This is a genomic window from Streptomyces albicerus, from assembly GCF_008905045.1.
In the GTDB taxonomy this organism is placed as follows: domain Bacteria; phylum Actinomycetota; class Actinomycetes; order Streptomycetales; family Streptomycetaceae; genus Streptomyces; species Streptomyces albicerus.
In genome coordinates, this window is record NZ_VWMY01000059.1 from 32,676 (window position 1) to 47,604 (window position 14,929).

General features: G+C 71.1%; 11 protein-coding genes. 5 read left to right on the plus strand and 6 right to left on the minus strand.

The window, feature by feature from the left end; all coding sequences use genetic code 11:
- Nucleotides 1–122: 122 nt before the first annotated feature.
- Genes GAS53_RS40620 through GAS53_RS40630 form a run of 3 tightly spaced genes read right to left on the minus strand, consistent with a single transcriptional unit; the run spans nt 123 to nt 4,304 of the window.
- Nucleotides 123–1,808, minus strand: a complete 1,686-nt coding sequence (locus GAS53_RS40620; RefSeq protein ID WP_151482780.1) for a thiamine pyrophosphate-binding protein — start codon at nt 1,806–1,808, stop codon at nt 123–125.
- Complete coding sequence (gene speB, locus GAS53_RS40625) at nt 1,805–2,773, minus strand: agmatinase (protein WP_151482781.1); 969 nt, start codon at nt 2,771–2,773, stop codon at nt 1,805–1,807. The genes GAS53_RS40620 and speB overlap by 4 nt, the downstream gene beginning before the upstream one ends.
- Nucleotides 2,774–2,828: 55 nt before the next feature.
- Nucleotides 2,829–4,304: a sodium:solute symporter gene (locus tag GAS53_RS40630; RefSeq protein WP_151482782.1), complete on the minus strand. Its 1,476-nt coding sequence runs from the start codon at nt 4,302–4,304 to the stop codon at nt 2,829–2,831.
- 230 nt (nt 4,305–4,534) lie between these two features.
- Here GAS53_RS40630 and GAS53_RS40635 point away from each other — a divergent pair, with 230 nt between their 5' ends.
- Entirely contained in the window at nt 4,535–6,109 is a 1,575-nt protein-coding gene (locus tag GAS53_RS40635) for a PucR family transcriptional regulator (protein ID WP_151482783.1), read from the plus strand.
- A gap of 346 nt (nt 6,110–6,455) precedes the next feature.
- The gene (locus GAS53_RS40645) at nt 6,456–7,253 is read left to right on the plus strand and encodes a phosphatase (protein WP_151482784.1); all 798 of its coding nucleotides are present in this window, start codon (nt 6,456–6,458) and stop codon (nt 7,251–7,253) included.
- A gap of 18 nt (nt 7,254–7,271) precedes the next feature.
- Here GAS53_RS40645 and tesB read toward each other — a convergent pair whose 3' ends face one another.
- The 3 genes from tesB to GAS53_RS40660 form a co-directional block, all read right to left on the minus strand.
- Complete coding sequence (gene tesB / locus GAS53_RS40650) at nt 7,272–8,144, minus strand: acyl-CoA thioesterase II (RefSeq protein WP_151482785.1); 873 nt, start codon at nt 8,142–8,144, stop codon at nt 7,272–7,274.
- A 34-nt stretch (nt 8,145–8,178) separates the two neighbouring features.
- Entirely contained in the window at nt 8,179–9,336 is a 1,158-nt protein-coding gene (locus tag GAS53_RS40655; RefSeq protein ID WP_151482786.1) for an acyl-CoA dehydrogenase family protein, read from the minus strand.
- A gap of 169 nt (nt 9,337–9,505) precedes the next feature.
- Nucleotides 9,506–10,117 (minus strand): SACE_7040 family transcriptional regulator, encoded by a 612-nt coding sequence (locus tag GAS53_RS40660; RefSeq protein ID WP_151482787.1) that lies wholly within the window; start codon nt 10,115–10,117, stop codon nt 9,506–9,508.
- 100 nt (nt 10,118–10,217) lie between these two features.
- On the opposite strand from GAS53_RS40660, the gene GAS53_RS40665 reads away from it, so the two are divergent.
- Genes GAS53_RS40665 through GAS53_RS40675 form a run of 3 tightly spaced genes read left to right on the plus strand, consistent with a single transcriptional unit; the run spans nt 10,218 to nt 14,919 of the window.
- The gene (locus tag GAS53_RS40665; protein ID WP_151482788.1) at nt 10,218–11,834 is read left to right on the plus strand and encodes a carboxyl transferase domain-containing protein; all 1,617 of its coding nucleotides are present in this window, start codon (nt 10,218–10,220) and stop codon (nt 11,832–11,834) included.
- 14 nt (nt 11,835–11,848) lie between these two features.
- Nucleotides 11,849–13,966 (plus strand): acetyl/propionyl/methylcrotonyl-CoA carboxylase subunit alpha, encoded by a 2,118-nt coding sequence (locus tag GAS53_RS40670; RefSeq protein ID WP_151482789.1) that lies wholly within the window; start codon nt 11,849–11,851, stop codon nt 13,964–13,966.
- Nucleotides 13,963–14,919: a hydroxymethylglutaryl-CoA lyase gene (locus tag GAS53_RS40675; protein ID WP_151482790.1), complete on the plus strand. Its 957-nt coding sequence runs from the start codon at nt 13,963–13,965 to the stop codon at nt 14,917–14,919. The genes GAS53_RS40670 and GAS53_RS40675 overlap by 4 nt, the downstream gene beginning before the upstream one ends.
- The last annotated feature ends 10 nt before the right edge of the window (nt 14,920–14,929 follow it).

Sequence of the window (14,929 nt, forward strand, 5' to 3'; positions counted from 1 at the left end):
TGGTCGCGCAGTTCCCCGCGCCCCTAAAGGCGGGTCGTTTGATGGCTGCGGGTCGGATGTGGCTGGTCGCGCCCACGCGGCGGAGCCGCAGAATGTCACAGCCCCGCGCCCCTTACGGGGCGTCAGTCCAGGTGTGTTGGTGCGAACATCCGCAACAGTGCCGGGAGTACGACCACCGAAGGGCCGGGCGTGGACAGAGACTTGGTGAGGTCGTCGGACAGGGAGGCCGGGGTCGTCCGTGTGCCCGGGACGCCGAAGGACTCCGCCAGTGCCACGTAGTCCGGGCGGGACAGTTCCGTTGCCGTGGGCCGGCCGAAGGTGTCGGTCATGTACTCGCGGAGGATGCCGTAGCCGCCGTCGTCGACGATGAGCCAGGTCACGTCGAGGTTGTGCTGCTTGGCGGTGGCCAGTTCGGCGATGGAGTAGAGCGCGCCGCCGTCGCCGGAGACCGCCAGGACGGGGTGGGTGGGGTCGGCGACCGCGGCGCCGAGGGCTGCCGGGAAGGCGTAGCCGAGGCCGCCCGCGCCCTGGGCGGAGTGCATGGTGTTCGGGCGGCGCGCGTCGAAGGCCGACCAGGCCCAGTAGGCGAGGATCGTCATGTCCCAGAAGGACGGCGACCGGTCCGGCAACGCCTTGCGTACGGCGGCCAGCACCTGCTGTTCCAGGGTGAGTTCCTGCGCGTCGATGCGCTCACGCACGAGGTCGAGCACCGTACGCACACGCTCCGCGGCGGAGGGGTCCGTGCGCTCGTCCACCGTTTCCAGCAGGGCCTGCAGCGCCAGTCGCGCGTCCGCGTGGATGCCCAGCGCCGGGTGGTTGGACTCCAGCTTGCCGAGGTCCGCCTCGATCTGGATGACCCGGCCGCGTGGCTTGAACGTGTGGTAGTTCGAGGAGAGTTCGCCGAGGCCCGAGCCGACCACCAGGAGTACGTCCGCGTCCTCCAGGAAGTCCGTGGTGTGGCGGTCCTCGATCCATGACTGGAGCGAGAGGGGGTGCGTCCAGGGGAACGCGCCCTTGCCGCCGGGAGTGGTGACCACGGGGGCGTTCAGTGCTTCGGCCAGCTGCTTCAGCTTGCCCGACGCGTCCGCCCGTACGACTCCCCCGCCCGCAATGATCGCCGGACGGGCGGCACGGGACAGCAGGTCGGCGGCCACGGCCGTCAGTTCGGGGCGCGGAGGCAGCTCCTCGGGGAAGGCGTCGCCGCCCGTGACCACCGGGATCGCCGTCTCGGCCAGCAGTACGTCCTGCGGGATCTCCACCCACACCGGCCCGTGCGGGGCCGTCAGCGCCGACTTCCAGGCCGCCTCGATCGCGGACGGGATCTGGGACTGGGTTCGGACGGTGTGGACCGACTTGACGACACCCCTGAATGAGGCTGCCTGGTCGGGGAGTTCGTGCAGATAGCCGTGGCGGCCGCCGCCAAGACCGGCCGTCGGGATCTGGCTGCTGATCGCGAGGACGGGGGCGGAAGCGGCCGCGGCCTCCTGCAAGGCAGCCAGCGACGTCAGCGCTCCCGGGCCCGTCGAAAGCAGCAGCGGGGCCGCCTCGCCCGTGATCCGGCCGTACGCGTCCGCCGCGAACCCCGCGTTGTTCTCCACCCGCAGGCCGATGTACCTGAGGTCCGAGCGGCGCAGCGCGTCGAACATGCCCAGCGCGTGCTGGCCGGGCAGGCCGAAGACCGTCGTCGCGCCGAGCGCCGCCAGCGTCTCCACGACCAGGTCCCCGCCGCTTCGGCCGGGGGGAGGATTCAGCGCCGCCGCCGTCTGGGCGGCGGTCGGGCGGAGCACCAGGTCGTGGTCGTGAGTCACTTCGCGCGGGCCTCTGCAATCTGGCGGGACATGATCGTGGTCAGTTCGTACGCCGTGTGGGACGCGGCGACGGAGGTGATCTCGGCGTGATCGTACGCGGGGGCCACTTCCACGACGTCGGCGGAGACCAGGTTGCAGGAGGCCAGGCCGCGCAGGATCTCCAGAAGTTCGCGGGAGGTCATGCCGCCCGCCTCCGGCGTCCCCGTGCCGGGCGCGTGGGCCGGGTCGAGGCAGTCGATGTCGATGGAGATGTACAGCGGGCGGTCGCCGATGCGCTGGCGCAGCTGGTCGGCCACCTCGTCGGCGCCGCGCCGGTAGATGTCGGCGGACGTGACGATGCCGAAGCCCAGCTTCTCGTCGTCGGTCAGGTCCTGCCGGCCGTACAGAGGGCCGCGCGTACCCACGTGGGAGAGGGCTTCCGTGTCCAGGATCCCCTCCTCGACGGCGCGGCGGAACGGGGTGCCGTGCGTGTACTCCGCGCCGAAGTACGTGTCCCAGGTGTCGAGATGCGCGTCGAAGTGGAGGAGTGCCACCGGGCCGTGCTTCTTCGCGACCGAGCGCAGGAGGGGCAGCGCGATGGTGTGGTCGCCGCCGAGGGTCATCAACCGGGCGCCGGTGCCGAGGAGTTCGTCCGCGGCCCCCTCGATGGTCTCCACGGCCTCGTTGATGTCGAACGGGTTCGCGGCGATGTCCCCGGCGTCCGCGACCTGCGCGAGGGCGAAGGGGGACGCGTCCTGCGCCGGGTTGTACGGGCGCAGGAGCCGGGACGCCTCCCGGATCGCGTTGCCGCCGAACCGGGCCCCTGGCCGGTACGAGACGCCCGCGTCGAACGGCACACCGACCACGGCGACGTCGGTCGTGCCGACCTCGTCGAGCCGGGGCAGCCGGGCGAAGGTCGCAGGACCCGCGTACCGCGGTATGCGGGACGAGTCGACGGGGCCGCGGGGCGTCTCGTAACTGCTCATGGGGTTATGCCTTCTTTCCTACGCTTCATCGCGTATGTACTGCTTCTCTCCGACTCTACTGGTGAGCCGGAACGGTTCCGGATGCGGGTTCGGACACGGGTTCGGAGGCCCGGCCCGCGAGCCGCTCGCGCCAGGCGGCGAGCACCGCCGCGTCGGTCGCGGGAGTGGCGAGCGAGACGATCACGTACGCGGCCAGGGAGGAGAGGAGCCCGTAGTAGACGGGCTCGTTGGCGAGGATCCCGTAGCCGGCCATCAGGCCGATGACCGCGAGACCGCCGACGGCGACGGAGGCGAGCGCGCCCTGGGCGGTGCCGCGCTTCCACAGCAGGCCGCCGAGGATGGGGACGAGGAGACCGCCGACGAGCAGGTTGTACGCGACGGTCAGGGCCTCGACGACGTTGTTGAGCGCGATGGCCGTGCAGATCACCGCGATGCCCATGATGAGGATGAAGGCGCGGTTGCCTTTGACCTCGTCGTGCACCTCGTCGGTCTTGTGGGTGACGGCTCCGCGCAGCCGCGACCAGATGTCGTTGTTGGCGACGGTCGCACAGGCGATGAGGGCTCCGGAGGATGTCGACATCACGGCCGCGAGGGCGGCGGCGAGCACCAACCCTCGTACGCCGACCGGGAGTTCGTCCTTCACGATCGTCGCGAAGGCGTCGTCCGCGCTGGCCAGCTTCGGGTAGAGCACCTTGGCCGCCGTACCGATGACGGCGCCGGCGAGCGCGTACACCAGGCAGTACGTGCCGGCGACCGTGCCGCCCCACTTGGCCGTCGTGTCGCTGCGCGCGGTGAACACGCGCTGCCAGATGTCCTGCCCGATCAGCATGCCGAACGTGTAGATCAGGACGTACGTGAAGATCGTCTCGCCGCCGATGCCCAGCGGGTCGAAGTACTCGGTGGGGAGCTGGGCCTTCATCTCGCTGAAGCCGCCCGCCTTGACGACGGCGATGGGCAGGAGCAGAAGCAGCACGCCGATGGTCTTCACGACGAACTGCACCATGTCGGTCAGCGTGATCGACCACATGCCGCCGAGCGTCGAGTAGGCGACGACGATCGAGCCGCCGAGGACGATCGCGACCGTGCGGTTCATGTCGAAGAGGACGTCGAAGATCGTGGCGTACGCGATGGTCGACGTCACCGCGAGCATGAGGGTGTACGCCCACATGACGACGCCCGAGATCACGCCGGCCCGGCCGCCGTACCGCAGGTCGAGCATCTCGGAGACGGTGTAGACCTTCAGGCGGGCGATGCGGGCCGAGAAGAAGACGGAGAGGGCGAGCAGGCCGAGGCCGATGGTGAAGACCATCCAGGCGCCGGAGAGCCCGTACTGGTAGCCGAGGCCGACGCCGCCGATCGTAGACGCGCCGCCGAGGACGATCGCGGCCATCGTGCCGGAGTACATCGCCGGACCGAGCCGCCGCCCCGCGACCAGGAAGTCGCTCTTGGACTTGGCGCGGCGCATGCCCCACCAGCCCATGGCGAGCATCCCCACGAGATAGACGACGATCACTGTGTAGTCGACGGCCATAGGGGTCTCCTCCGCTGGTTCGGTGGCGTGTCGTGCGGGTGGTGTGGGGACTGACCGGTGGCTGATCGCTCACGTGCGCGCTGCGACCTTGCATCGCGTCTTCGCATGGCGTCTGCGCGCTGCGGCTTCGCGGGGACATCCGCCCGTACCCGCGGCCTCCGGTGGGCACGACCCTAGGTGGCCGGAAAGCAACGCTGAAGTGTACGTTTCATCCACTGCAGCCAGATCGGATGGAGGAAACGTCCACCATGCCGGAGCCTGCCGCCCCCGCCACCGTCCCTTCCACCCCTCCCACACCTCCGGTACCTCTCGCCGCACTGCTGGCCCGGGAGGACCTCGGGCTGCGGCAGATCGCGGGACCGGAGGATTCGGCCACGGTGATCCACTGGGCGCACACGTCGGAGATGGCGGACCCGTACCCGTATCTGCTCGGCGGCGAGCTGCTGCTGACGGCGGGGGTGCACATCCCTGACGCGGCGGGCTCGGGCACGTACTTCGACGCGTACGTCTCCCGGATCGTCGAGGCGGGCGGCGCCGCCCTCGGCTTCGGTGTGGCCCCGGTGCACGACACGGTCCCGCGCGCCCTGGTCGTGGCCTGCGACCGCTACGGCCTGCCTCTCCTGGAGGTCCCGCCCCGCACGACCTTCTCCGGAGTGGCCCGGGCGGTCTGGCAGCTCATGGCCCAGGCCCGCCACACCGAACTGCGCCGCGTCACGGAGGCCCAGCAGAGCCTGGCCGCGGCGGCGGCCCGCCCGGACCCGGTCCCGTCGGTGCTGCGGCAGCTCGCGCAGCGGGTGGGGGGCTGGGCGGCGCTGTACGCACCGGACGGCGGGGTGGTGGCTTCGGCGGGGCGGATGCCGACGGGAGAAGGGGCGACGGGAGAGCCGACGGGAGAAGGGGTGAGGGCAGGGACAGCAGCAGGGGTGAGCGGCGCGCTGGCCGAGCTGGCGACGGTGGTACGTCCGGCCGGCGAGGGCAAACCGGGCCCCACCCCCTCCTCCGCCACGGACACCCTCGCCGACAGCCACCTCGCCGCGTACGCCCTCGGCACCGGCCAGGGCTTCGTGCTGGGCGTGGCGGCCCCGCGCCGCGACCCCGGCGACCACACCATCGCCTCCGTCGGCGCCGTTCTCCTCTCCCTCCTCACCGGAGAGCACCAGAGCAGCACGGGCGCGGCGCGCTCCTCGGCCCTGGTGCGGCTGCTGCTGGGCGCCGCTCCGGAGGAGGTGGCGCCGTTGCTGGGCGGCAGTCAGCGGTGGGTCGTGGTGCACGCCCGGCCGGACGGCCCCGCACCGGACGCCGTCGCCGCGTCCGCGCTCGGGGCGGCGCTCGGCTCCGCGCTGGTCGACGTGAACGGCGACGTCGTACGGGTCCTCGTGCCCGCCGGCCACGGCGAGCCCGCCGCCCAGCCGGGCTGGACGTGCGGCGTCAGCGCACCCGTGGACCCGGACGCCTGGCCGGACGCCGATACACAGGCGGCCCGCGCCCTGTCCCGCGCACGAGCCACCCACACGCCCCTCATCCGCCACGGCGAACGCCCCGGCCTCGCCGACCTCGTCCCCCCGGCCGAGGCCGCCGCCCACGCCCGCAGCGTCCTCTCCCCCATCACCGCGAACCCCGCCCTCACCGAAACCCTCCGCACCTGGCTCTCCCTGCACGGCAGTTGGGACCGCACCGCAGTCGCCCTCTCCGTCCACCGCAACACGGTCCGCCAGCGCATCACCCGCTGCGCAGCCCTCCTGGACACGAACCTGGACGACCCCGACGTACGCATGGAGCTGTGGTTCGCCCTGCGACACGCGTGAACCGTGCCGCGCGTGGTTTTTCGCCCCCGCCGCCCCTACCCGTCCCATCCCCGGGGGCTCCGCCCCCAGACCCCCGCATCGGCCTGAACGGCCTCGTCCTCAAACGCCGGACGGGCTGGATGGTGCGGGACGGGCCTGAGAGGTGCGGGGCTGAGCTGAAAGACAGGGCGCAGCCCGTCTTTCAGGGGCGCGGGGAACTGCGCGACCAGCCCCCACCCACCCGCACCCGACACACAACGCCACCCGCCCCACCCCACTCCACCCCGCCCCAAACCCCGAGTGACCCATATCCCACGGTTCGATACACCCGCTCCACCCAGCGGAGCGCACCGGCAGAATGGGGGGCATGCCGATACCCGGGACCCCCAGCCGCGCCGACCTCGTTGACCACCTCGTACGGACGCGTATCGCGGGCGACGTAGCCACTCCCCGCGAGAACAACCTCTCCCACTACCGCAAGCTGGCGAACGGCGACCGCAACTACTGGCTCGGCCTGGAGCTCGGCGACCGCTGGACCGACGAGCAGGACGTGCTGGCCGTGATGGCCGAGCGGTGCGGTGTGAACGACGACCCGGAGTACCGGTTCGGCCAGGACACCATCGACCCCGAGCTGACGGTCGACGCGCTGGAGCGGATGGCCGGCCGGCTGCGCAAGGCGGCGGCGGGCAAGCAGCGGGTGCTGTTCGCGACGGGCCACCCGGGCGGCCTGCTGGACGTACACCGCGCGACGGCGGCGGCCCTGCGTGCCGCGGGCTGCGAGATCGTGGTGATCCCGGACGGGCTGACCACGGACGAGGGGTATGTGTTCCAGTTCGCGGACGTCGCGGTCCTGGAGCACGGCGCGACGCTGTGGCACACCCACTCCGGCGAGCCGATGCGGGCGATCCTGAAGGGCCTGGAGAGCGAGGGCCGCCCCCTGCCCGACCTGGTCGTCGCCGACCACGGCTGGGCGGGCTGCGCGGGCCGGCTGGGCATCGACTCCATGGGCTACGCGGACTCCAACGACCCGGCCCTGTTCCTCGCCGAGTCCGAGGGCACGGTCCAGGTGACCATCCCCATGGACGACCACGTCACGAGCCCCCGGTACTACGACCCGATGACGGCGTACCTGCTGGACGCGGCGGGCCTCACGAACACCGAGTGAGGCCCCGGCCGTAGGACGTCAGCGGGGAATCCGTACGACACCCTCCTGGATCACCGTGATCGCCAGCCGCCCGTCCTGCGTGTAGATACGGGCCTGGCCCAGCCCCCGCCCGCCGGACGCCGACGGCGACTCCTGGTCGTACAGCAGCCATTCGTCGGCGCGGAACGGCCGGTGGAACCACATCGCGTGGTCCAGGGAGGCGCCGACGACGTCCCCGGTGACCCAGCCGCCGCGTCCGTGGGCGAGCAGCACGGAGTCGAGGAGCGTCATGTCGGAGACGTACGTGGCGAGGCAGACGTGCAGGAGCGGGTCGTCCGCAAGCTTGCCGTTGGCGCGGAACCACACCTGGGAGCGCGGCTCGCGTGCCTCGCCGACGCTGGCGAACGGCGGCGCGTCGACGTAACGGAGGTCGACGGCCTCGCGTGCCTCCAACATCCGCTCCACGACACCCTGTTCGCGGTACACGTCCAGGTACCGCGGCAGCATCTCGGCGGCCGTCGGCAGTGTCTCGGGATCGGGCGCGGCGGGCATGTCGGCCTGGTGGTCCATGCCCTCCTCGTACGTCTGGAAGGACGCGGAGAGATGGAAGATCGGCTGCCCGTGCTGGACGGCGACCACCCGGCGGGTCGTGAAGGACCGGCCGTCGCGGATCCGGTCGACGGTGTAGATGATCGGCGCGCCGGGGTCCCCCGCGCGCAGGAAGTACGCGTGCAGGGAGTGGGCGAACCGGTCATCGGGGACCGTACGCCCCGCGGCGACCAGTGCCTGTGCCGCGACCTGCCCGCCGAAGACGCGCGGGACGACGGCGAACCGGGACTGGCCGCGGAAGATGTCCTGCTCGATCCGCTCGAGGTCGAGCAGATCGAGCAGGGCCTCAAGTGCCTTGCTCATGCGTCGGTTGTACCGTGCGGTGATTTCGCGGCCCTTACAGGCCCATGTCCTTAGCGATGATCGACTTCATGATCTCGCTGGTGCCGCCGTAGATGCGGTTGACGCGGTTGTCCGCGTACAGGCGGGCGATCGGGTACTCGTTCATGAAGCCGTAGCCGCCGTGCAGCTGGAGGCAGCGGTCGATGACGCGGTGGGCCACCTCGGTGCAGAACAGCTTCGCGGACGCGGCCTCGGCCGCGGACAGCTCGCCCGCGTCCAGGGCCTCCAGGGCGCGGTCGGCGACGGCCTGCGCGGCGTCCACCTCGGCCTGGCAGGCGGCCAGTTCGAACTTGGTGTTCTGGAAGTGGGCGACCGGCTTGCCGAAGACGGTGCGCTCCTGCACGTACTCCTTGGCGAACCGGACGGCCGCCGCGGCCTGCGCGTACGCGCCGAAGGCGATGCCCCAGCGCTCGGAGGGCAGGTTGCCGCCGAGGTAGTAGAAGCCCTTGTTCTCCTCGCCGAGCAGGTCCTCGATCGGCACCTTCACGTCGACGAACGCCAGCTCGGCGGTGTCGGAGGTCTTCAGGCCGAGCTTGTCCAGCTTGCGGCCCACCGAGTAGCCCTCGGACTTGGTGTCCACGGCGAAGAGGGAGATGCCGTGACGGCGGTCCTCGGCCGTCGGGGCGGACGTACGGGCACAGACGATCACGCGGTCGGCGTGCACACCGCCCGTGATGAAGGTCTTGGCGCCGTTCAGGACGTAGTGCGTGCCGTCCTCGGAGAGCTTCGCGGTGGTCTTCATGCCCGCGAGGTCGGAGCCGGTGCCCGGCTCGGTCATCGCGAGGGCCCACATCTCCTCACCGGAGACGAACTTCGGCAGGAAGCGCTTCTTCTGCTCGTCGGTGGCGAGCGCCTTGATGTAGGGCAGGCCGAGCAGCACGTGCACACCGGAGCCGCCGAAGGAGACACCCGCGCGGGCGGTCTCCTCGTACATCACGGCCTCGAACTTGTACGAGTCGATGCCGGCGCCGCCGAACTCCTCGTCCACGCGTATGCCGAAGACGCCCAGCTCGGCGAGCTTGTAGTAGAAGTCGCGCGGCGCCTGGCCGGCCGCGAACCACTCGTCGTAGACGGGAACGACCTCGGCCTCGATGAAGGCCCGGAGGGTCTCCCGGAACGCCTCATGGTCCTCGTTGAACACAGTACGGCGCACCGCCGGCCCCTCTCTGCGCCTACTCCGGCGCCGCTCTCGCGTATGTGGTTGCTCGCCGTCGGGGTTCCTCAATTGATGGTTGCGGTCCCGTGACTAAGCGCTCGCTCAGCCTAAAAGCTACCGGCCGGTTGGCGCGCCTGTCCAGAGATCCACGTCACTCCGAGGCAGGTCACTCCGAGGCAGACGCGGCCGCGAAGGCCCCCCGCGCCATCCGGTGCAGCAGCGCCGCCGTGACCGCGCGGCCGGGCAGCGCGCCGGGGCGTCCGAGGTGCGGTGTGGAGTTGAGCAGCCCGAAGACCGAGTGCACGGCCGAGCGGGCGGTCGGTTCGGCCAGGTCCGGATAGACCTCGCGCACGACCTCCACCCACTGCTCGACGTACTGCCTCTGCAGCTGCCGTACGAGCTTGCGGTCGCTGTCCCGGAGGCGGTCCAGCTCCCGGTCGTGCAGGGTGATCAGGGGGCGGTCGTCGAGCGCGAAGTCGATGTGCCCCTCGATGAGCGAGTCGAGGACCGCCTCGGGGTTCCCGGGGTTGTCGTGCGCCTCGGCCTCCTTCAGGCGCCGCTTGGCGCCGGTCAGCAGCTGCCCGCTGATCCCCACCAGCAGCTCGGCGAGCATCGCGTCCTTGCCGGCGAAGTGCCGGTACAGGCCGGGCCCGCTGATGCCGACCGCCGCCCCTATCTCATCGACCCCGACCCCGTGGAAGCCGCGCTCGGCGAAGAGCCGGGCGGCCTCCTTGAGGATCTGCTCGCGGCGGGTGGGGGCGTCGGTTCTCGTGGCCATGAAGGCAATTCTAGACAGGGAGGTTAGCGGTCGTTAACCTGAAGGAAATGGGTTAACGCTCATTAACAAGGTTCGATGACCGAAGTGAGGGGACTCCGCGATGCACGAGGCACCGGAGCTGACGACGGCGGCGGACCCCGCGTCGGAGGCCTGGCGGGCCAACGAGGCGGCGCACCGCGCACTCGTCGACGAGCTGCGGCGGAAGCTGGCCGCGGCCCGCCTCGGCGGCGGTGAGCGGGCCCGCGACCGGCACACCGCCCGCGGCAAGCTGCTCCCGCGCGACCGCGTGGACACGCTCCTCGACCCCGGCTCCCCCTTCCTGGAGCTGGCCCCGCTGGCGGCCGACGGGATGTACGAGGACCAGGCCCCGGCGGCCGGCGTCATCGCCGGGATCGGGCGGGTCAGCGGCCGCGAGTGCGTGATCGTCGCCAATGACGCCACGGTCAAGGGCGGCACGTACTACCCGATGACGGTGAAGAAGCACCTGCGCGCCCAGGAGGTGGCGCTCGAGAACCGCCTCCCCTGTGTCTATCTCGTCGACTCCGGAGGGGCCTTCCTGCCCATGCAGGACGAGGTCTTCCCCGACCGTGAGCACTTCGGACGCATCTTCTACAACCAGGCGCGGATGTCGGGCGCGGGGATCCCGCAGATCGCGGCCGTCCTCGGCTCGTGCACGGCGGGCGGGGCGTATGTACCGGCGATGAGCGACGAGGCCGTCATCGTGCGCAACCAAGGCACGATCTTCCTCGGCGGCCCGCCCCTCGTGAAGGCCGCGACCGGCGAGGTCGTCACGGCGGAGGAGCTGGGCGGCGGCGAGGTCCACTCCCGGGTCTCCGGCGTCACGGACCACCTCGCGGAGGACGACGCGCACGCGCTGCGGATCGTCCGCACGATCGTCTCCACGCTCCCCGCGCGCGGACCGCTGCCCTGGACGGTCACGCAGGGCATCGAGCCGAAGGTGGACCCGGCCGGGCTGTACGGCGCGGTGCCGGTGGATTCCCGCACCCCCTATGACGTACGCGAGGTCATCGCGCGCGTGGTCGACGGTTCGCGTTTCGCGGAGTTCAAGTCGGAGTTCGGGCAGACCCTCGTCACCGGCTTCGCCCGGATCCACGGGCATCCGGTCGGGATCGTCGCCAACAACGGCATCCTGTTCTCCGAATCCGCCCAGAAGGGCGCCCACTTCATCGAGCTGTGCGACCAGCGCGGCATCCCGCTGGTGTTCCTGCAGAACATCTCGGGCTTCATGGTGGGCCGTCAGTACGAGGCCGGGGGCATCGCCAAGCACGGCGCCAAGATGGTGACGGCGGTGGCCTGCACCCGCGTACCGAAGCTGACGGTGGTGGTCGGCGGGTCGTACGGCGCGGGCAACTACTCGATGTGCGGCCGGGCGTACTCGCCGCGCTTCCTGTGGATGTGGCCGAACGCCAAGATCTCCGTCATGGGCGGCGAGCAGGCCGCGTCGGTCCTCGCGACCGTCAAGCGCGACCAGTTGGAGGGGCGCGGCGAGTCCTGGCCGGCCGAGGACGAAGAGGCCTTCAAGGACCCGATCCGCGCCCAGTACGAGCGCCAGGGGAACGCCTACTACGCGACGGCCCGGCTCTGGGACGACGGCGTGATCGACCCGATGGAGACCCGCCAGGTGCTGGGGCTGGCTCTGACGGCTTGTGCGAACGCCCCGCTGGGTGACCCCCAGTTCGGCGTCTTCCGGATGTGAGGGGACCCCTGACGATGTTCGACACGGTACTTGTGGCCAACCGGGGCGAGATCGCCGTCCGGGTCATCCGTACGCTGCGTTCCCTGGGCGTGCGCTCGGTGGCCGTCTTCTCCGACGCCGACGCCGACGCCCGGCACGTACGCGAGGCGGACACGGCCGTACGGATCGGTCCGGCGCCGGCCGCCGAGAGCTATCTGTCGGCGGAGCGGCTGCTGGAGGCCGCCGCGCGGACCGGGGCGCAGGCGGTGCACCCGGGGTACGGATTCCTCGCGGAGAACGCCGACTTCGCGCGCGCGTGCGCCGATGCCGGGCTGCTCTTCATCGGGCCTCCCGCTTCGGCGATCTCGCTCATGGGCGACAAGATCCGCGCCAAGGAGACGGTGAAGGCGGCCGGGGTCCCGGTGGTGCCGGGTTCGTCGGGCAGCGGGCTGACCGATGTCCAACTGGCCGACTCCGCACGGGAGATCGGGATGCCGGTGCTGCTGAAGCCGTCGGCGGGCGGTGGCGGCAAGGGCATGCGGCTGGTGCGGGACGCCGCGGTTCTGGGGGACGAGATCGCCGCCGCACGGCGGGAGGCCCGGGCCTCCTTCGGCGACGACACGCTGCTCGTCGAGCGGTGGATCGACCGCCCCCGGCACATCGAGATCCAGGTCCTTGCGGACGGCCACGGGAACGTCGTCCATCTCGGCGAGCGCGAGTGCTCCCTCCAGCGCCGGCACCAGAAGATCATCGAGGAGGCGCCGAGCGTGCTTCTCGACGAGCGGACCCGGGCCGCGATGGGTGAGGCCGCGGTCCAGGCGGCCCGCTCCTGCGGGTACTCCGGCGCGGGCACGGTCGAGTTCATCGTGCCGGGGAGCGACCCGTCCTCGTACTACTTCATGGAGATGAACACGCGTCTCCAGGTCGAGCATCCGGTGACCGAGATGATCACGGGGATCGATCTGGTGGAGTGGCAGCTGCGGGTGGCTGCCGGTGAGCGACTGGCTTTCGCTCAGGACGACATCACCCTCACCGGGCATGCGGTCGAGGCCCGCATCTGTGCCGAGGATCCCTCTCGGGGCTTCCTTCCCTCCGGGGGGACGGTGCTCCGGCTGCGTGAGCCCCAGGGCGACGGTGTCCGCACGGACTCCGGCCTGACGGAGGGTACGGAGGTCGGGTCGCTGTACGACCCGATGCTGTCCAAGGTCATCGCGTACGGGCCCGACCGTGCGACGGCGCTGCGTCGCCTTCGCGGGGCGTTGGCGGAGACGGTGACGCTGGGGGTGCAGACGAACGCGGGGTTCCTGCGGAGGCTGTTGGCCCACCCTGCTGTTGTGGCCGGGGAGTTGGACACGGGGTTGGTGGAGCGGGAGGTCGAGGGGCTGGTTTCAGGGGAGGTGCCGGGGTCGGTGTACGTGGCGGGTGGGTTGCTGCGACAAGCGGCTCTCTTCCCCAGCCCCGCCCCTTCCCGAAACTGGGGACTGCGCCCCCAGGCCCCCGCTGATCGGTCTGAACGACCTCGTCCTCAAACGCCGGACGGGCTGGATGGGTGGACCGATCCTTTCTCTGTTCCGAGTGGGTGGCGGCTCGGTGGGGAGCCCGCATGGACCGTGCACCACTTGCGGGTACCGGGGCACGAACCCGTGGCCGTCCGCGTGCGCGGCCCGCTGCACGACGCGGACGTCTCGTGGGGGTCTGGGGGACTGCCCCCGGTTTCGGGAAGGGGTGGGCTTGGGGGAGAAAAGTCCTCCACGGTCGCCCTCCACCTGGACGGCGTCACCCACACCTTCCACCACTCCGGCACCTGGCTCGGCCGGGACGGTGACGCCTGGAATCTCCTGGACCACGACCCCGTCGCCGCCTCCCTCACCGGCGCCGCCCATGCCGGCGTCGACTCCCTCACCGCGCCCATGCCCGGCACGGTGACCGTCGTGAAGGTGGCCGTCGGGGACGAAGTGGCCGCCGGGCAGAGCCTGTTGGTGGTGGAAGCGATGAAGATGGAGCACGTCATCTCCGCCCCGCACGCCGGCACCGTCACCGAGCTGGACGTCACCCCGGGCACGACCGTCGCCATGGACCAGGTCCTGGCCGTGATCGCGCCGCAGGACACCGCCCCGCAGGAGACCACCGCGCAGGAGGAGGAGAAGGCATGACCACCCCCGAACTCGGACTCCCCATGGCCGTACCGGCTGAAGGGCTCCCCTCCCGCGTGCGGATCTACGAGGTCGGCGCCCGGGACGGGCTGCAGAACGAGAAGGCGACCGTCCCGACGGAAACGAAGGCCGAGTTCATCCGCCGGCTGGCCGACGCCGGGCTCACCACCATCGAGGCGACCAGCTTCGTCCACCCGAAGTGGGTGCCCCAACTGGCGGACGCGGAACAGCTGTTCCCCCTCGTCCGGGATCTGACAGACCTGAGCGGTACCGCCCTCCCGGTCCTCGTACCGAACGAACGGGGCCTCGACCGGGCCCTGGCCCTCGGCGCGACCGGTATCGCGGTGTTCGCCAGCGCCACGGAGTCCTTCGCGAAGGCCAACCTCAACCGGACCGTGGAGGAGTCGCTGGCGATGTTCGAGCCGGTGGTCGAGCGGGCCAAGGCTCAGAAGGCTCATGTCCGCGGCTATGTCTCCATGTGCTTCGGCGACCCCTGGGAGGGCCCGGTGCCCGTCCCTCAGGTCGTCCGGGTCTGCAGGGCGCTGATCGACATGGGCTGCGACGAGCTGAGCCTGGGCGACACGATCGGCGTCGCCACCCCGGGGCACGTACGCGCACTCCTCACCGCGCTGGGCGAAGGGGGCGTCCCCACGGCCTCGATCGGCGTGCACTTCCACGACACCTACGGCCAGGCACTCGCCAACACCCTGGCCGCGCTCCAGCACGGCGTCACGACCGTGGACGCGTCCGCCGGCGGTCTCGGCGGCTGCCCGTTCGCGAAGAGCGCCACCGGCAACCTCGCCACCGAAGACCTCGTGTGGATGCTGACGGGCCTCGGCATCGACACCGGAGTCGACCTCGACCAGCTCACCGCCACGAGCGTGTGGATGGCCGAACGACTGGGCCGACCCAGCCCGTCCCGCACCGTCCGCGCCCTCTCCCACAAGGAGTGATCCCCATGTC

What these genes read in the sequence shown, in the direction of transcription:
- GAS53_RS40665 (WP_151482788.1), top strand. Translation starts at nt 10,218, where the DNA reads ATGCACGAGGCACCGGAGCTGACGACGGCGGCGGACCCCGCGTCGGAG.
- GAS53_RS40670 (WP_151482789.1), top strand. Translation starts at nt 11,849, where the DNA reads ATGTTCGACACGGTACTTGTGGCCAACCGGGGCGAGATCGCCGTCCGG.
- GAS53_RS40635 (WP_151482783.1), top strand. Translation starts at nt 4,535, where the DNA reads ATGGAGGAAACGTCCACCATGCCGGAGCCTGCCGCCCCCGCCACCGTC.
- tesB (WP_151482785.1), bottom strand. Translation starts at nt 8,144, where the DNA reads ATGAGCAAGGCACTTGAGGCCCTGCTCGATCTGCTCGACCTCGAGCGG.
- GAS53_RS40660 (WP_151482787.1), bottom strand. Translation starts at nt 10,117, where the DNA reads ATGGCCACGAGAACCGACGCCCCCACCCGCCGCGAGCAGATCCTCAAG.
- speB (WP_151482781.1), bottom strand. Translation starts at nt 2,773, where the DNA reads ATGAGCAGTTACGAGACGCCCCGCGGCCCCGTCGACTCGTCCCGCATA.
- GAS53_RS40645 (WP_151482784.1), top strand. Translation starts at nt 6,456, where the DNA reads ATGCCGATACCCGGGACCCCCAGCCGCGCCGACCTCGTTGACCACCTC.
- GAS53_RS40630 (WP_151482782.1), bottom strand. Translation starts at nt 4,304, where the DNA reads ATGGCCGTCGACTACACAGTGATCGTCGTCTATCTCGTGGGGATGCTC.
- GAS53_RS40675 (WP_151482790.1), top strand. Translation starts at nt 13,963, where the DNA reads ATGACCACCCCCGAACTCGGACTCCCCATGGCCGTACCGGCTGAAGGG.